We start from the raw sequence: 15,736 nt of genomic DNA, 5'->3' as shown, positions 1-15,736 counted from the left end.
ACCAGCCGGGAATTTGGAAGGCCGCCATGACAAGCACCCACCTCAAACCGCTCACATTCCAAAGATATGGGAATAGGTTCTGGAAACGCTTCACCTCTTTCGATCATACGAGGCATGTGACTGAGTGTTCAGTTGTCGAGGCTGAAATCTTCCCAATCGCGGCTGCTTTCCCGCTTGTGTTTCGCAAAACGGAGGGCGGGGTAGAGCCGGTCGCATTGTTTTCGATGACAGAAGAGACCGAAAACCAGTTTGTGTCTGATACAGGCATATGGCTAGCACCCTACTTGCCCTCAGCGATGAGGTGCCCGCCTTTCGATGCCAAACCAATACCAGGATATAGGCAGGTCAAGGACGCTCAATTCCAGTTGCTTGTCGACGAGACCCTTGGCTTGATCAGTGATGACCCCAGAGATGAGGCCTTTTTTCACGACACAGGAGCGCTTTCTTCCAACCTTGAAGCCGTAATAACGTTCTTCCAAAGTCGAATTTCGTCCGCACAAACCACAAAGACCATTTGCGATGTGCTAGCTGATATGAACGTGTTGGACCCACTCACTCAACACGAAGGCAGCATTTTGCCAAAGGGCTATTGGGCTATCTCGCCCGATCGCTTGACCAGTTTGACGAATAAGCAGCTGGCCAAACTAACGGCTTGCGGCGCTCTGCGGCTAGTCCACGCGCATCAAGTCTCACTGTCTCATGTGGCTTGGTTGACCCAAGCACAATCACGAATGGCACATAATGCGGGTTCAGAGGATGTTGAGCGGAAGGCCAATGCCGAAGGCTTCTTATCTGCGTTGGCCAATGCGCGAACGAATGAAACCTCTTGGGGCCCGAATTTGGAGATTCAAGCTTATGTCTAGTGGCCCCTTGTCGCCATGCGGAGCGACCAAATCCGAAAATAGATCCAAGCAGCAGACACACAGCATTTCATCGCTGCCCTAACTTGCCGGAGAGAAACTGATTCATGACGCAGCACGAAACCCAACCGGACAGATCACGTTTGACAGAACTCGAAACATGTATGCTGCATGTGGGTGAGACACTTGAACGCCCAATAACGAAGGCGTCTCTCTTTGCCGCGCAGTCAGATTTGGAAAACGGCCTCTCGATAAGTGATGCAATGGCGCTTGCCCGCCAAAGCGGTCTTCAGGCAGGGTTTGGCGCGCGCTTGCTAAGCAAATTGGATGACGATTTGTCACCAGCCATACTGTTGCTGGAGGGGGGACGATCCGTTGTCTTTCATGGGCGCAGCGACGACCGCATGCTATTGGTGTACGACCCTTGCATCGGGCCGGGAACCGGAGCAATTCCACAGAGACAGTTGGAAAAAGCGTATACCGGCTACGCAATTCTATTTCGTCGAGACCATCAAGATATCACTAATAACAGTGAGACCCAAAGGTCTGGACATTGGTTCTGGTCTGCTTTGGCGGCCAGTCGATGGACCTATTTCCAGGTCATTCTCGCAGCAGCGCTCGCCAATCTTCTAGGGCTTTCAACTTCTATCTTCATCATGGTCGTCTATGACCGTGTTCTTCCAAATGAAGCAACGGAATCTCTGATTGCACTGACCATAGGCGTGGGCCTCGCCCTTGGCTTCGATTTCCTACTCAAGATTCTAAGAGCAGGATTCATTGATCAGGCCGGTCAAAAGGCTGATCAGCTGATGGGACGGCGCATTTTTGGCAGATTACTCGATATTCAGATGAAATCTCGCACCGAATCGACCGGCGCAATGGCAAATACAGTTCGCGAGTTCGAGACTCTACGCGAGTTTTTTACCTCCGCAACATTGGTTGCGATCGTCGACCTACCCTTCATCGCTCTGTTTGTCTTCGTGATCTATCTGGTGGGTGGACCATTGGCCATAGTTCCTGCGATGGCGGTACCCATCGTGCTGTTGACCGGATTGCTCGCCCAACCCATGCTATCGTGGTTGGCCGAACGGCAATTCAAGGATGGTCAATCCAAGCAATCGGTTCTTGTTGAGGCCGTATCTGGCCTCGAGACAATAAAAACAACCTCTGCGGATCGTCAGATGCGTGCTCGTTGGGAAAGCGCGATAGAAAGACAATCGAACCACGGAGTTCGCAGTCGAGCGATTACACAATTCGCACTGAATCTGACCGGCCTCACGCAACAGACCGCGCAGGTCCTGATCGTTTTCTATGGCGTGTTCCTGGTCACAGAAGGACAAGCCAGCATGGGTGCCCTGATCGCCGCTGTCATGTTGACGGGTCGCGCCTTGGCACCCTTGGGGCAATTGGCGCAAACCTTAACGCGATACAATCAGGCGCGCAGCGCTTTTCGAAACCTCAACCAGATTATGCGGGCAGACAGTGAGCGACCGGAAGGCAGAACCTGGATCGGACGTTCACGCTTCAAGGGCGCGATCTCGTTTAGCAACGTCCATTTCGCATATCCGGATCAATCCGAAGATACGTTGAAAGGTGTTTCCTTCACCATCAACCCGGGTGAGAAAGTCGCAATTCTTGGCCAAATTGGCTCGGGCAAAAGCACAATCGCGCGTCTCTTGCTGGGGCTTTATGCGCCGCGTGTTGGCTCGGTCAAGCTGGATGGGTTAGATATTCGGCAAATTGACCCAGGCGATCTAAGACGAGGTGTCAGCTCTGTTCTACAGGATGTTTGGCTGTTTTCCGGTTCTATCCGCGAAAACATCGCCAGTGGCACCATCAGACCAAGCGACGCGGAAGTGATTGAAGCCGGGCAAATTGCCGGAGTTGAGGATTTTGTAGCGCGTCATCCAGCAGGCTATAATCAACAGCTTGCGGAAAGGGGCGAAGGGCTTTCTGGTGGGCAAAGACAAGCGATTGCTTTGGCGCGGGCGCTGATTGGCAAACCATCGGTTCTGCTGCTGGATGAGCCGACAAGCGCCATGGATGTTCAAACCGAAGCGCGCATTCTGACCCGCCTCAAACAGGCGACCGCGGACACGACGATGGTGATCGTCACGCACCGTCCTAGCCTCTTGGAGCTTGTGGACCGCGTTATTGTCATTGACGACGGCCAAATCGCGAAAGACGGGTCAAAAAGCCTTCTGTCACAACATGCAAGCCAAAACAGGAGGCACCTGAATGTCGCAGCATCATGATCTTGCCTCATTGGCACGCGCGACGCGCGGAGCCTCGCCTTTGCGGAATTCTCTACTGCTAATGGCAATTCTCACATGCCTCCTCACAGCCGGGCTTTGGGCCTATCTGACCGAGTTGGACGACGTAACCCGAGTAGATGGCCGGATCGTGCCATCTGGAGACATCCAGATCATCGAAGCAACCGAGCCAGGCGTTTTGAAGGCATTACACGTGCGGGAAGGCCAAGTGGTTCAAGCTGGCACCTTGTTGATGGAATTTGACACAACGCAAATCGACAGCCAGTTGAATCAGGAACAACAACGCGCATTTGGACTGATGGCTCGGATCCAGCGGCTAAACTCCGAGATCAAGGGCCGGGACCTTCAGTTTGACGCTACGCTCGTCACAGGCGCACCGGATGTAGTTCAATCTGAAACGGCTTTGTACCAGGGTCGGCAAGCCGAATTGCAGGCGGAAATTGATATCTTGCTGCGACAGCAACAACAACGCCACCGGGAATACGAAGAAGGATTGGTGGATCAGGTTACGGCAGAAGAAACGCTGAGCGTTCTGGCTGAAGAACGGGCGATGATGGCACCTCTGGTCGCCAGCAAAATGGAGCCCGCGACCACGCTTTTAGCGCTTAGGCGCAGTGAGGCAGAATGGAAAGGTCGCCGGGTCAGAGCCGCAGCTGCGACCAGCCGACTAAAAACTGGTCTGGAAGAGATTGATGACCGAATCCGAGCGGCGCGCAGTAGATTTCGGAGCAATGCTCTGACCGACCTCGCCCTCGCGACCGCTGAACTTTCCACCCTGGAACCAATGCTGCCAGCTCTGCAGGATCGGGCGTCTCGAGCAAAGGTTCAATCCCCGGCGCGCGGCATTGTCAACCGCATCCACCGCACCACTCTTGGTGGTCTTGCCCGTACCGGAGAGGAACTGGTCGAGATCGTCCCTTTGGATGACAGTTTGCTGGTCGAGGCCTATGTTCGGCCGCAAGATATCGCGTTTTTACATGCTGGACAGCCCGTCAAAGTTAAAATCACCGCCTATGATTTTGCCCGCTATGGCGGGTTGGACGGGGAAATTGTTCGAATTGGCGCAGATACAATCACCCGGTCCGAAGGCAACGACGAAGAGGTCTTTGTCATCGAGATCCGCACGAATGGCACGATGCTCGACGCCTCGGGGATCGCGGTTGAAATCATACCCGGCATGATTGCCGAGGTCGATATTCTGGCTGGGCGCAAAACCGTTCTGGACTATTTGATCCAACCAGTCGTGAAAATTAAGGACCAAGCGCTGCGGGAGTAATGTAGGCTTAGTCGGTGCATCAAACTCGACCCCTTGAAGTGGCAAGAAAACCAGTTGTGATCAGGAGTTCGGTTTTTTGAATTGTTGGTCAAACAGACGTTTGAATGCACCGTTTTCTTCCAGCAACACATTCAAGGTCCCATGCTCGACGATTTGACCATCCTGAACGACCATGATGTTGTCCGCTTCCAGAACGGTCGATAGCCGGTGGGCGATTACGATTGTCGTTACCCCTTCCGTCAGCTTGTCCAACGCCTCTTTGACAAGAGTTTCGGATTCTGCGTCGAGCGCACTTGTGGCTTCATCCAGCAGAAGGATTTCCGCTTTGCGCAAAATTGCCCGGGCAATTGCGATCCGCTGTTTCTGACCTCCAGACAAGAAAGCTCCGTTTTCACCAACTTGAGTGTCATAGCCCTCAGGCAGTTGACTGATGAAATCATGAGCATGTGCTGCGCGTGCCGCAGCAACAATTTCTTCATCGGTCGCATCAGGCGCGACATAGCGCAAATTGTCCATGACGGTGGTCGAGAACAGGAACGTGTCCTGCCCGACATAGGATATTTTCCGGCGCAGCGATGCAAAGCTGACCTCGGTCAGATCCTGACCATCAATCTCAACGTAGCCTTCATTTGGGTCATAAAACCGCATGATCAGGCCAAAAATCGTGGATTTTCCTCCGCCGGATTGGCCCACGAGAGCCGTGGTTTTTCCAGCCTCGAATTTTACATCCATATCTTTGATCACGGGCAATGCACCCTGATACCCAAAAGTCACATCTCGCAAGCGGATTTCGCCCGGACCTTTGACCATCTCTTTGGGTTCTGAATGCTCCTGCATCGAGTCCTGCTCATCCAGAAGCTCAAACATCATACCAATTGGTACCATGCAGGTCTCGATCGAAACCCGCATTTTTGACAAGCGTTTGGCAGGTTCATAAGCCATCAACAGTGCCGTGATAAACGACATCAGCTGACCCGCCGTCGGAGGCTCAGACCCACCGATCCCCAAAGTGCTGACAACCAAAATACCGGCAATGGCCAAACCAGCTAGAAACTCCATCAACGGACTGGCAATGGCCTGCAAAGAAGCGATGTCGTTTGAGCGTTTCTCGACGCGCTTTATCGCAGTGTTCATCCTGTCAGTCATGCGGTTTTCAAGGCTGAACACCTTGATAACTTTGATCCCGTTCGAAGTTTCCTGCAGGACCTGAATGATCTCTGAAAGGTATTTCAACTCTGCCTGCATTATTCGCCGTACATTCTTCAACAGATAGCGCACACTGATCAACGCAACCGGACCAACGACGAAAAACAGCACGGACAGCAGCGGTTGCTGATAGATCATGACAATAATCAGACCGACAAGCGTTAGCGCGTCGCGCACGAAACTGGTCACGATGATATTTACCAGGTTCCTGGCGGCCCCCGCCCCTGCGGTGACCCTCATCAACAGGTTGGAAGATTCAATCTCGGCAAAATACCCGATACCGCGCTGCAATAACCGATTGTATAAGCGCTCTTGTTGGACCGCGATAATTCGGTTCCCCGCGCGCGCCAGAAAAATCGACTGAATATAGGAAGCGAACGCTTTGGCGCCGAACAGCCCGACGACGACAAGTGCGATCCAATGTGCTTGCGATCTCATTTCTGGGGTGGTCATGGCATCGACGATGTTTTCCATCATCCAAGCCGTACCGGCGGTCGTGGCGGCAACGACTACCATCGCACCCATCGCGATGCCGTACATCCACCCTTGCTTGCGCAGGCTTTCCACGACAAGCCGACCGATATAGCCCGATCGCCATTTTGCCCAGGCCTTGCCGATCATTTCACACTCCAGATCGTCGGTGTAGCCGCCCTTATCGGGCAACCGCACAGTTAAACAGCGGTGTCTTATACCTCTGCCCCTCGGTCGTCGAGGTCGCTTTAGTTAATCAGGACAAGCCCGAGTTTCTAGCCCACCCGTGCAGATATCCTTGAAGCAGGGTCAAATGCGCGTATCGGGACCTTCAATGCCAGACCACATCGCCCAGGAAAATATAGCCCGCGCCATAGATCGTTTTGATCAATCGCGGGTTTTTGGGATCTTCACCCAACTTGGTTCTGAGGCGGGAAATACGCACATCCATCGCACGATCAAAGCTCTCGCCAGCCGCGCCGCCCAGTGTCTCCTGCATTTGGGCGCGACTAATCAGACGTTTTGGGCTTTCAAGAAACAGACGCAGCACTTCACCTTCTGCATGGCTGAACGCGGTTTCTGCGCCGTTTTGATCCTCGAGAACATATCGGTCAAAATGCGCGACCCAACCGTTGAAACTGGCCGTCTCCGAATGCGCCACCTGCCCCTTCGGCGCCCGCAAACGCGCCCGCACGCGCGCAACGACCTCGGCGGGGTCGAAAGGTTTGGTGATATAGTCGTCGGCGCCAAGCTCTAGCCCGGTGACCCGGTCTTGCACCTGTGCACGTCCTGAAATGATGATGACGGCGGCGCCCTGTTCTAGCGCCAGCCGATGCACCAGCGCCAGACCATCCGTATCTGGCAGGGACAGATCGACCAGGCAGACATCGGGCGTCACTCGGTTTAACGCGGCCTCGAATTCGCGGGCTCGTGAAAAGCTCTGGGTTCGAAAACCTGCGTCTTGAAGGGTCTCCGTCAGAATACGGCGGATCTCGGGCTCATCGTCGAGAATGGTCACCAACGGTTGGGTCATCACGCAGCCTCGGTTCGGATCAAAGCCGAAAGTTGTTTGGGAGTGAACGGTTTGTGCAAGACGGGTACCCGACCGATTGCGCGTTTCAGCACAGGATCAGTCGATGGCAGCGACGTCATCAAAATAAATGGCAGCCGGGGTTTGAGACACTCCATCAGGTCCAGCCCGGTTGCCTCCCCCTCCAATCGGATATCGGACAGGACCAGAACGATGTCGTCCAGTTCGCTCACCAGCGTCAATGCCTCGTCGACCGAGGTTGCCTCGATGACCGAAAACCCAAAGTCGATCAGCATGTCACGAAACTGGAGGCGCAAGTCCTGATTGTCTTCGACCAGAAGAACCAGCCCGCCGCGCATGGGGGGCGCAGGACGGTAGGGAAGCCGCAATACCACCGACGCACCCGAAGGCGTGTTCTTCAGGCTCAGGTCCCCTCCGGCCAGTTTCACCGTGTCATAGACCATCGGCAAACCAAGTCCGGACCCATCGCTGCCCTTGGTGGTGAAAAACGGATTGAGGGCTTTGTCCAGCGCCTCGGACGAGAACCCCGGCCCGGTATCAGAGACCGTGATCTCAACCCAAATCGCGCCAATCGCATGGGCGCTGATGGTGATCTGACCGTTGTTGCCGCAAGCATCGCGGGCGTTCAGAACCAGATTCAGTAGTGCATCCTGCACCATCCCCGGGTCCAGCATCAGGGCCTGATCCGGCAGCGTGTTGACCACCGACAGCCCCACCCCGCGCGGCAGAGAAGGTGAGGCGAGAATGCGCAGATCCTCAAGCAATTGCTGCATATCCGTCGCTTTGGGCTGCGGTGTCCGGTTCCCGGTCATATCCGCGAGCCGGTTCAAAAGCTGGCCGCCGCGCTGCGCTGTTTGGCGTGTCGCCGCAATCAACTCATGCGCTTCATCGGGCAGGTTCATCTTGTCCAGTCGTCCCTGCATCCCCAGGATGATGGTCAGCAAGTTCGAAAAATCATGCGCCAGCCCGCTGGTCATCTGCGCGGCCATCTCGCGGCGGCGCGTTTGTTGCAACGCAACGCGGGTTTGGGTTTCCTCGGTGATGTCCACGGACATGATGTAAACGCCACCTTCCCCATCCGGGGTAAAGGACACACGAATGCGGCGGGAATCCTGTTCTTCCGTGAACTCGAAAACGGAGGTTTCGCCGCCATAGGCTTTTGACAGATGCGGCTCGACTCGTGAAAAGGCGTGTAGGCCAAGCGCGTCGGAGATATGCAGCCCCAGAATATCAGATGGGCGACCCGGCAACACCGAGCTGAGCCGCCGGTTGGAGTAATCGTAGCGCCCATCGACATCGAGATGCGCGATATGGGCGGGCATCATCTCGGTCGTCATGCGCGTGCGGGCTTCGATCTCGGTCAGTTCGCGCTTGGCCTCCTCTAACGCGGCGATGGTGGCGGCAAGCTTACGGTTGGTGGCCGAAAGCTCCTCAGTGTGGCTGAGCAACTGGTCCGAAAGCTCCTCGGATCGGGCGCGCAGCAGGTTTTCAGCGCGTTTCGTGCCTGTGATATCGGTGTACACGGCGACCCAACCACCCTGCGGCAGAGGCGATCCCTCAACAGCCACAACCTGCCCGTTCGGGCGGACACGCTCCATATAGTGCGGCTCAAACGCCATGGCTTGCTCGACGCGCTGCTGCACCATTTCATCTACATCGCCCTCGGGCCCGTATTCTCCGCGGGTGACGAGGAAGTGAATCGTGTCACGAAACAACGCGCCGGGTTGCACGAGGTCGTCGGGAAGGCCGAACATCTCTTGAAAACGTCGATTGCTGAGAACCAGACGCAGTTTGTTGTCGTAGATCGACAGTGCCTGACCGATCAAATTCAGCCCGGCAGTCGTCATCGCTTTGATGCGCTTTTCGCTAACGGTCAAGATCGCCCTCCCTGCGGCCTATCCGTAGCATCAGATTTAGACTTGGTGTAGAGGCGAACGCCCGGCCGGTTATTTTGTCCCACAATCGGCAAGCAGGTCCGCGTCGAACAACCGTGGCGTGCAAGCTGCACGTGTCGCAGCGGCGCAATGCTGGATTTGTAAATCCGCCGACAAAGGCATACAACCATTGCAGATTCAGGCTTTTTTTGCATCACATACAGGTATGAGCAGCCCAACCATTTCCGCCGAACGCGAAAGCGATGGCACCCGGATCCGTATTGCAGGCGAAATGCTGACGCAATCGCTTGCTCCGGTCGAGGGGCCTTTTGCAAACGTTCAACCAGCGGGCGGGCATGTCACGCTGGATCTATCGGATGTGGAAGCATTGGATACAAGCGGCGCGTGGCTGGTTGCGGATCTTGCCAAGCGGTTCACGACGGCTGGCGCTCAGCTAGAGTTCCGGGGGGTTCAACCGGCCCACGCCGCACTGATCGAGACCGTATCGCAGAACATCCCCGACCATCCCGGAAAGCTGGCCCCGCCCCGCAATGCCGTGGATTGGGTCGCCAGCGTTGGTCAGAAAACAGTTGGAGCGTGGAAGGACACGCTCTCGATCCTTGGGTTCCTGGGCCTGACACTGCATCGGCTTGGGCGCACGCTGGTCATGCCCTGGCGTCTGCGCCGGGCTGCCCTGTTTACGCATATGGAGGAAACCGGGTTCAAAGCCCTGCCTATCGTGGCGTTGATGGGGTTTCTAATCGGCGTTGTTCTGGCCTTTCAGGGGGCCACGCAGTTGAAACAATTCGGGGCCGAGATTTTTGTGGTCGAGCTGATCTCGATCTCGGTACTGCGAGAGCTTGGGATCCTTCTGACCGCTATTATTGTTGCCGGTCGGTCGGGGTCGGCCTTTACCGCGTCAATCGGGTCGATGAAGGTGCAGGAGGAAATAGACGCCATGCGCACGCTGGGTCTGGACCCGATCGAGGTTTTGGTGGTGCCGCGTGTTGTGGCCCTGTTGATCATGCTCCCGATCCTGGGCTTTGTTGCTGATCTGGCAGGCCTGTTTGGCGGCGGATTGATGAGCTGGATCGACCTTGGCATCAGCCCCGGCATGTTCGTTACACGTTTGAACGAAAGCACGGATGTCTGGCAATTGGCAGTTGGGCTGATCAAAGCGCCCTTCTTCGCGCTGGTCATCGGCGTGATCGCCTGCTGGCAGGCCATGCAGGTCAAAGGCTCGGCCCAGAGCGTGGGTCAGCGCACCACGGCTTCGGTCGTGCAGTCGATCTTTATGGTGATCGCCATCGACGCCCTGTTTTCGATCTTCTTCTCTGAGATTGGGATCTGACATGGACGGCACGGTGCAACATCAGACCACTCAGGCAGATGCGCAACGCGAGGCGGTGATCCGCGTGCGCGGGCTGCGCAATCAGTTCGGGCCGCAGGTTGTCCACGACAATCTGGATCTCGATGTCTGGCGGGGTGAGGTCTTGGGCATCGTTGGCGGCTCGGGCACCGGTAAATCGGTACTACTGCGCACGATTGTGGGGCTGAACACGCCAGCGGCAGGCAGCATCGAGGTACTAGGCGTAGATGTCCTGAATGGACCCGAGGAAGACCGCCGCCGTATCGAACGCCACTGGGGCGTGGCGTTTCAGGATGGTGCGCTGTTTTCCTCGCTCACCGTTTTGCAGAACGTCATGGCCCCTCTTCGCGAACATACGGGCCTGAGCGAAAAACTGATGGAATCTCTAGGCGCATTGAAGATCAGCCTAGTGGGCCTTCCACAGCTGAGTTGCGGCAAGTTTCCATCCGAACTTTCGGGCGGGATGCGCAAACGGGCCGCGCTGGCTCGCGCCTTGGCCATGGACCCCGAGATCGTGTTTCTAGATGAGCCCACCGCGGGCTTGGACCCAATCGGTGCCGCCGCCTATGATGAGTTGATCCGGGAGTTGCAGCAGGCATTGGGCCTGACGGTTTTCATGGTCACCCATGATTTGGACAGTCTGTATGCGATCTGCGACCGCATCGCGGTACTTGCAGAAAAACGCGTACTGGTTGAAGGTCCAATAGAAGAGATGACCAAGGTCGACCATCCTTGGGTTCAGGAATACTTCACAGGCCCCCGCGCCCGCGCGGCGCAGCAGAAGGGGTAAGGCAGGTAAGGCGATGGAAACCCGAGCGAACTATATTCTAATCGGCGCATTTACCCTTGCAGCACTATTGGGGGCTTTTGGCTTTTTCCTATGGCTCGCCAAGTTCGAGGTGACCCGCCAATACGCCTACTATGACGTGTTGTTCGACAATGTATCCGGCCTGTCGGCCGCAGGAGGGGTCAGTTTCAACGGCCTTCCGGTTGGACAGGTGATCTCACTAAATCTGGATGATGACGACCCCTCGAAAGTACGGGTGAGGATTGAGGTCGATGCGGATATCCCCGTCACAGAAGACACGATCGCCCAATTGCAGTCGCTTGGTGTCACCGGCGTCGGCTATGTCGAACTGACCGGAGGATCGACCACCGCCGCCCGTCTTCCGCAAAACAGCGTGATCAAAAGCAAACGGAGTACGATCCAATCTCTGTTCGAAGGCGCGCCGAAGGTTTTGGATGAAGCCATCACACTGTTGCAAGAGCTGAACTCGGTCGTCGATGAAAAGAACCGCAAGGCCGTCTCGGATATTCTCGAAAACCTTGCGTCCGCCACCGGGCGTCTGGACAAGACGATGTCGGATTTTGAAACCGTTTCCGGCAATATCGGCAATGCGGCCAAGGATATCGGTGAGTTCACCAAACGTCTCGACCCGCTGATCGCTGCGGCTGAAACCACGCTTCAAACCGGAAACGAGACGCTGCAATCAGTCAAAACGGCGGCGGACTCGGCGACAGGCGCGTTGGATGAAGCCAAAACAACCCTGACGACGGCGAACAGCGTCATGGCCGAAGACATCAAGCCCTTTATTCAGCGCGGCTCGGAACTGGCCGAGAACCTGACGCGGTTGTCGAATGAGGCCAGTGTCTCGCTGGCTGTGATTACCGAAACTGTAGCGAATGCCAACACCACGCTGGCGTCAATCACCACCGCGATGGAATCGACCAAAGGCGTATTGGCCTCGGCTGAGCGTGCCTTTGACACAGCAAACCGGGTGATAGACGAAGACGTGGCTCCTGTGGCTGAAGACATCCGCAAAGCTGCCAATCAGGTGACCGAGACCGTCTCGAACATCACCAACAAAATCGACGAGATCTCGGACGATGTCCTCAGCGCCTCGAATTCAGCGAAGGAGCTGCTGGGAACGGTCGACAAGATCGTACAAGACAACAGCCGTCAGGTGTCGAATTTCCTGCGCGTTGGCCTGCCTCAATTCGTCCGTTTCGTCGAAGAGGCGCAGCGGCTGGTCATTTCCCTCGACCGCTTGGCTGACAGAATAGAACGCGACCCAGCACGGTTCCTGCTGGGCACCCAAGCATCGGAGTTCCGTCAATGATTAGGACCCTGTTTCTGACCCTGTCTTTGACGTTGCTGGGGGCCTGCGCCGGTCTTGGTACGCTGCGACAGGCCTCAAAACCCAACAACCTGTATCTGCTGACACCCAAAAGCACGTTTTCTTCTTCGCTGCCCCGGGTCCAAAAGCAGATCGTTGTGCAAGAGCCGACGGCGACGGCCGCCGTAAACACTGACCAGATCGCCATTCAGCCCACTGCGCTTCAGGTGCAATACCTGCCGCAAGCGCGCTGGGTCGATCGCGCGCCGCTGATCGTGCAGGCGCTGATGGTCGAGAGCTTTGAGAACTCGGGCAAGGTTGCTGCGGTGGGTCGATCTACGGTCGGACTGCGCGCGGACTATGTCATTCAACCGGACTTGCGTGAATTTCAGGGTCTTGTCGTATCGGAAACTGAGGATTCCACGTCGGTACGGGTCGAGGTGCGGATGAACATCAAGATCATCGACGAGTTTGAAGACAAAATCATCGCCTCAAGCTCATTCCGCGAATATGTCGTCTCGGCCAGTGATCAGACTCCTGATCTGGTTGAGGCCTTTGACATCGCGCTCGGCAAGACCATGCGCGATGCCGTGGAGTGGAGCGTACGTAAAATCCACTCTCACGCGGCCAACAATCCCCGACCGTCGTTGCAGTAGACCCTAGAAATGCTGGGCTGACGCACGGTTCCAATCGTCGGCGAATTCGGCGGGAATAGTGTCCGACAGCAATGCGCCTTCTTCAAGGATTGTGTGCATTTGCGCGTAGGAATGCTCCCGCTCGTCGGCGGTGCGGCGTAGGATGTCACGGGGGTGAAGCTCGGCTACGGTTGATTTTCCCATCGCGCCCAGCAGTTCGCGAAAGCTCTCCAAGGTGGCATCGTGGTAGCGATGTACTCGCTTTCGTTTTTGCGGCACGTTTACCGCCCTTCCCCGGATCGGGTCTTGGGTCGCCACACCGGATGGACAGCGGTTGGTGTTGCAATGCAGCGCCTGAATACAGCCGACCGCAAACATCATGGCACGCGCGGCGTTGCACATATCAGCCCCCAGAGCGAATTTTTCGACCAGGTCGTAGCCTGTAGCCACTTTGCCCGAACAGATGATGCGGATTTTGTCGCGCAAGCCGACGCCCTTCAGACAGTTGTTCACGAAAATCAACGCCTCGTTCAGCGGCATTCCAAGACGGTTCGTGAACTCAACCGGAGCGGCCCCTGTGCCCCCTTCGGAGCCGTCAATGGTGATGAAATCGGGCAGGATCCCGGTCTCCAACATTGCCTTGCAGATCGCCATGAATTCGGACGGGTTACCGATGCACAGTTTGAAGCCAACCGGTTTTCCGCCTGACATCTCGCGCAGATGCTGGACGAACTCGAGCAGCTCGCTCGGGCCGCCAAAAGCCGAATGAACCGGCGGAGAAATGACGTCCTGATGCTCTGGCACGCCTCGGATCTCAGCAATCTCTTTGTCGACCTTGGCCGCGGGCAGTACCCCGCCATGCGAGGGTTTAGCCCCCTGAGACAGCTTGATCTCGATCGCTTTGACCACGTCCTTAGTGGCCTTTTCTGCGAACTTGTCTTTGTCGAACCCTCCGTCGGGGGTCCGACAACCGAAATAGCCGGTGCCAATCTGCCAGATAATGTCACCGCCTTCGGCCAAATGATGCGGAGATAACCCGCCCTCACCGGTGTTATGAGCGAAACCGCCATCTTTTGCCCCACCATTTAAGGCCCGAATGGCGTTGGCGCTCAGCGCCCCGAAACTCATGGCCGAGACATTCAGACGCGACGCGCTATACGGTTTTTCACATTGCGGCCCGCCCAGCATGATGCGTTCTTCGCTTTCATCCACGTGTTTGGGGGCCAGCGAATGATTGGCGCGGTGATAGCCTACGGTCGTGATGTCGTATTGCGTACCAAAGGCCTGCGTATCGACCTGACCCTTGGCGCGAGAGTAAATCAGGCTACGAACGATCCGGTTGTAGGGACGACCGCTTTCGTTGGTTTCCACGAAATACTGTCGGATTTCGGGACTGACGAACTCCAGCATGTACCGAAAATGACCCAGCACGGGATAGTTGTTCAGCACGTTATGTTTGGTGGTCAGAATGTCGTACATTCCGATCACCGCGTAAGGGATCAGTATGATCAGAAGCCAATGCGCCGGGTGCCAGACAAAGCCCAAAAGCAGAACCAGAGGCAAACAGACGAAGCTGAGAAAATAGTAAAGCCTGCGTACAACCATTCCTGATCTCCTTGGGTGGGTCGTTTTGGAGTGCGGCGTAAAATCCATTCAGATCAAAACCGAAAATGCTAAATCAAAGTGAAACAGCTTGGCTTTTGATTGCAAGCCCTCAGACAGTTTGCAATCAAAGGAGACGCGTTTGTGAAATCGCGTTACGAGTTTGATCGATCTGGTGTTTTTGGGGCGTGACGCCTGACCGGTCGGCACAAAGGACAGGCAGAGTGAACACGCAGACCTCTCGATCAAGTACAAAAGGCCGCGTTTTGATGTTTCTGGCGGTCTTTGTCGGCGGCGCTCTGGGTTCTGTGGTCCGAGAAGTTTTCTCGGTGGATATCCTGGGCGCGTCCATCCTGACTTCAACGTTCGGGATCAACGTTTTCGCCTGCTTTGTCCTCGGCTGGCTCTATTCCATCCGGCATCGGGTTCACGCGCATGTTTTGCACCTCGGAGCCGTCGGGTTTTGTGGTGGTCTGTCCACGTTCTCCTCCTTTGTGGCCGAGCTTGAACGGTTGGCTGCAAACACGCTTGGGGCAGCAGCGACTGCGGCCGGGTTGGAGATTGCAGTTGGCCTGGGTGCCGCCATCGCTGGTGAGGCCCTCGGGCGGCGTTTTCATGCAGGCCGGGGGTCCGCATGACGGATCTGTACCTGCATGCTCTGTTTGGCTTGGGCGGTGGTTTGGGCGCTGTTCTTCGACATTGGGTAGCGTTACGGGTCACGCACGACCTCCCCCTCTCAACTTTGATTGTGAATGTGCTTGGCAGCCTGTTGCTTGGGCTGTGGCTGGGCTATCTGGGAGGCCCTGTAGACATGGGCGAGGAGGAAAAGCGGCTGGTTTTCGGCTTTTGCGGTGGCTTCACCACGTTTTCCAGCTTCGCCTATCAATCGCTAGAATTGCGGCGCCAGCAGACGCTGGCTCTGGCCGCAGGCAATATCGTCGTCAGCCTTGTGATGTGTTGGGGCGCGTTGTGGTTGGGTCTCGTCATCACACGCTGACGTGC

Annotated in this window: 13 protein-coding genes; 9 read left to right on the top strand and 4 right to left on the bottom strand. The window is 56.1% G+C overall.

The window, feature by feature from the left end:
- Nucleotides 1-26 precede the first annotated feature (26 nt).
- From ACR0AI_RS06980 to ACR0AI_RS06970, 3 genes are all read left to right on the top strand, one after another.
- Nucleotides 27-863, top strand: coding sequence for a SapC family protein (locus ACR0AI_RS06980; protein WP_480672701.1), 837 nt, complete (start codon nucleotides 27-29; stop codon nucleotides 861-863).
- Between the two features lie 104 nt (nucleotides 864-967).
- Nucleotides 968-3,115, top strand: coding sequence for a type I secretion system permease/ATPase (locus tag ACR0AI_RS06975; RefSeq protein ID WP_480701281.1), 2,148 nt, complete (start codon nucleotides 968-970; stop codon nucleotides 3,113-3,115).
- On the top strand, nucleotides 3,099-4,409 hold the full coding sequence (locus tag ACR0AI_RS06970; protein WP_480672697.1) for an HlyD family type I secretion periplasmic adaptor subunit: 1,311 nt from the start codon (nucleotides 3,099-3,101) through the stop codon (nucleotides 4,407-4,409). Before ACR0AI_RS06975 ends, ACR0AI_RS06970 begins: the two co-directional genes overlap by 17 nt.
- Nucleotides 4,410-4,469: 60 nt before the next feature.
- Here the strand turns inward: ACR0AI_RS06970 and ACR0AI_RS06965 are convergent, their stop codons facing one another.
- The 3 genes from ACR0AI_RS06965 to ACR0AI_RS06955 form a co-directional block, all read right to left on the bottom strand.
- Nucleotides 4,470-6,284 (bottom strand): ABC transporter ATP-binding protein, encoded by a 1,815-nt coding sequence (locus ACR0AI_RS06965; RefSeq protein ID WP_480672695.1) that lies wholly within the window; start codon nucleotides 6,282-6,284, stop codon nucleotides 4,470-4,472.
- A gap of 133 nt (nucleotides 6,285-6,417) precedes the next feature.
- The gene (locus ACR0AI_RS06960; RefSeq protein WP_480672693.1) at nucleotides 6,418-7,119 is read right to left on the bottom strand and encodes a response regulator transcription factor; all 702 of its coding nucleotides are present in this window, start codon (nucleotides 7,117-7,119) and stop codon (nucleotides 6,418-6,420) included.
- Nucleotides 7,119-8,984 carry a PAS-domain containing protein gene (locus tag ACR0AI_RS06955; RefSeq protein WP_480672882.1) on the bottom strand — a complete coding sequence of 622 codons (1,866 nt, stop codon included), beginning with the start codon at nucleotides 8,982-8,984 and terminating at the stop codon, nucleotides 7,119-7,121. Before ACR0AI_RS06955 ends, ACR0AI_RS06960 begins: the two co-directional genes overlap by 1 nt.
- Before the next feature lie 253 nt (nucleotides 8,985-9,237).
- On the opposite strand from ACR0AI_RS06955, the gene ACR0AI_RS06950 reads away from it, so the two are divergent.
- From ACR0AI_RS06950 to ACR0AI_RS06935, 4 genes are read left to right on the top strand one after another with little or no spacing between them, the layout of a single operon-like run.
- Nucleotides 9,238-10,362, top strand: coding sequence for an ABC transporter permease (locus ACR0AI_RS06950; RefSeq protein WP_480672691.1), 1,125 nt, complete (start codon nucleotides 9,238-9,240; stop codon nucleotides 10,360-10,362).
- 1 nt (nucleotide 10,363) lies between these two features.
- The gene (locus tag ACR0AI_RS06945; RefSeq protein ID WP_170639677.1) at nucleotides 10,364-11,170 is read left to right on the top strand and encodes an ABC transporter ATP-binding protein; all 807 of its coding nucleotides are present in this window, start codon (nucleotides 10,364-10,366) and stop codon (nucleotides 11,168-11,170) included.
- A gap of 13 nt (nucleotides 11,171-11,183) precedes the next feature.
- Complete coding sequence (locus ACR0AI_RS06940) at nucleotides 11,184-12,500, top strand: MlaD family protein (RefSeq protein ID WP_480672689.1); 1,317 nt, start codon at nucleotides 11,184-11,186, stop codon at nucleotides 12,498-12,500.
- A complete protein-coding gene (locus tag ACR0AI_RS06935; protein WP_170378328.1) occupies nucleotides 12,497-13,153 on the top strand; it encodes an ABC-type transport auxiliary lipoprotein family protein in 657 nt (218 codons plus the stop codon). Before ACR0AI_RS06940 ends, ACR0AI_RS06935 begins: the two co-directional genes overlap by 4 nt.
- Before the next feature lie 3 nt (nucleotides 13,154-13,156).
- Here ACR0AI_RS06935 and ACR0AI_RS06930 read toward each other — a convergent pair whose 3' ends face one another.
- Complete coding sequence (locus ACR0AI_RS06930) at nucleotides 13,157-14,737, bottom strand: FMN-binding glutamate synthase family protein (RefSeq protein WP_480672687.1); 1,581 nt, start codon at nucleotides 14,735-14,737, stop codon at nucleotides 13,157-13,159.
- Nucleotides 14,738-14,958: 221 nt separating this feature from the next.
- Between ACR0AI_RS06930 and ACR0AI_RS06925 the strand changes: the two genes are divergently transcribed.
- Together ACR0AI_RS06925 and ACR0AI_RS06920 are read left to right on the top strand one after the other, a co-directional pair.
- A complete protein-coding gene (locus ACR0AI_RS06925) occupies nucleotides 14,959-15,372 on the top strand; it encodes a fluoride efflux transporter FluC (RefSeq protein WP_480672685.1) in 414 nt (137 codons plus the stop codon).
- Nucleotides 15,369-15,731, top strand: a complete 363-nt coding sequence (locus ACR0AI_RS06920) for a fluoride efflux transporter FluC (RefSeq protein WP_480672683.1) — start codon at nucleotides 15,369-15,371, stop codon at nucleotides 15,729-15,731. Before ACR0AI_RS06925 ends, ACR0AI_RS06920 begins: the two co-directional genes overlap by 4 nt.
- Nucleotides 15,732-15,736 lie beyond the last annotated feature (5 nt).

The sequence above is a fragment of the Ruegeria sp. BG3 genome (genome assembly GCF_056538485.1).
This window is presented reverse-complemented; position numbering and strand designations above follow the sequence as displayed.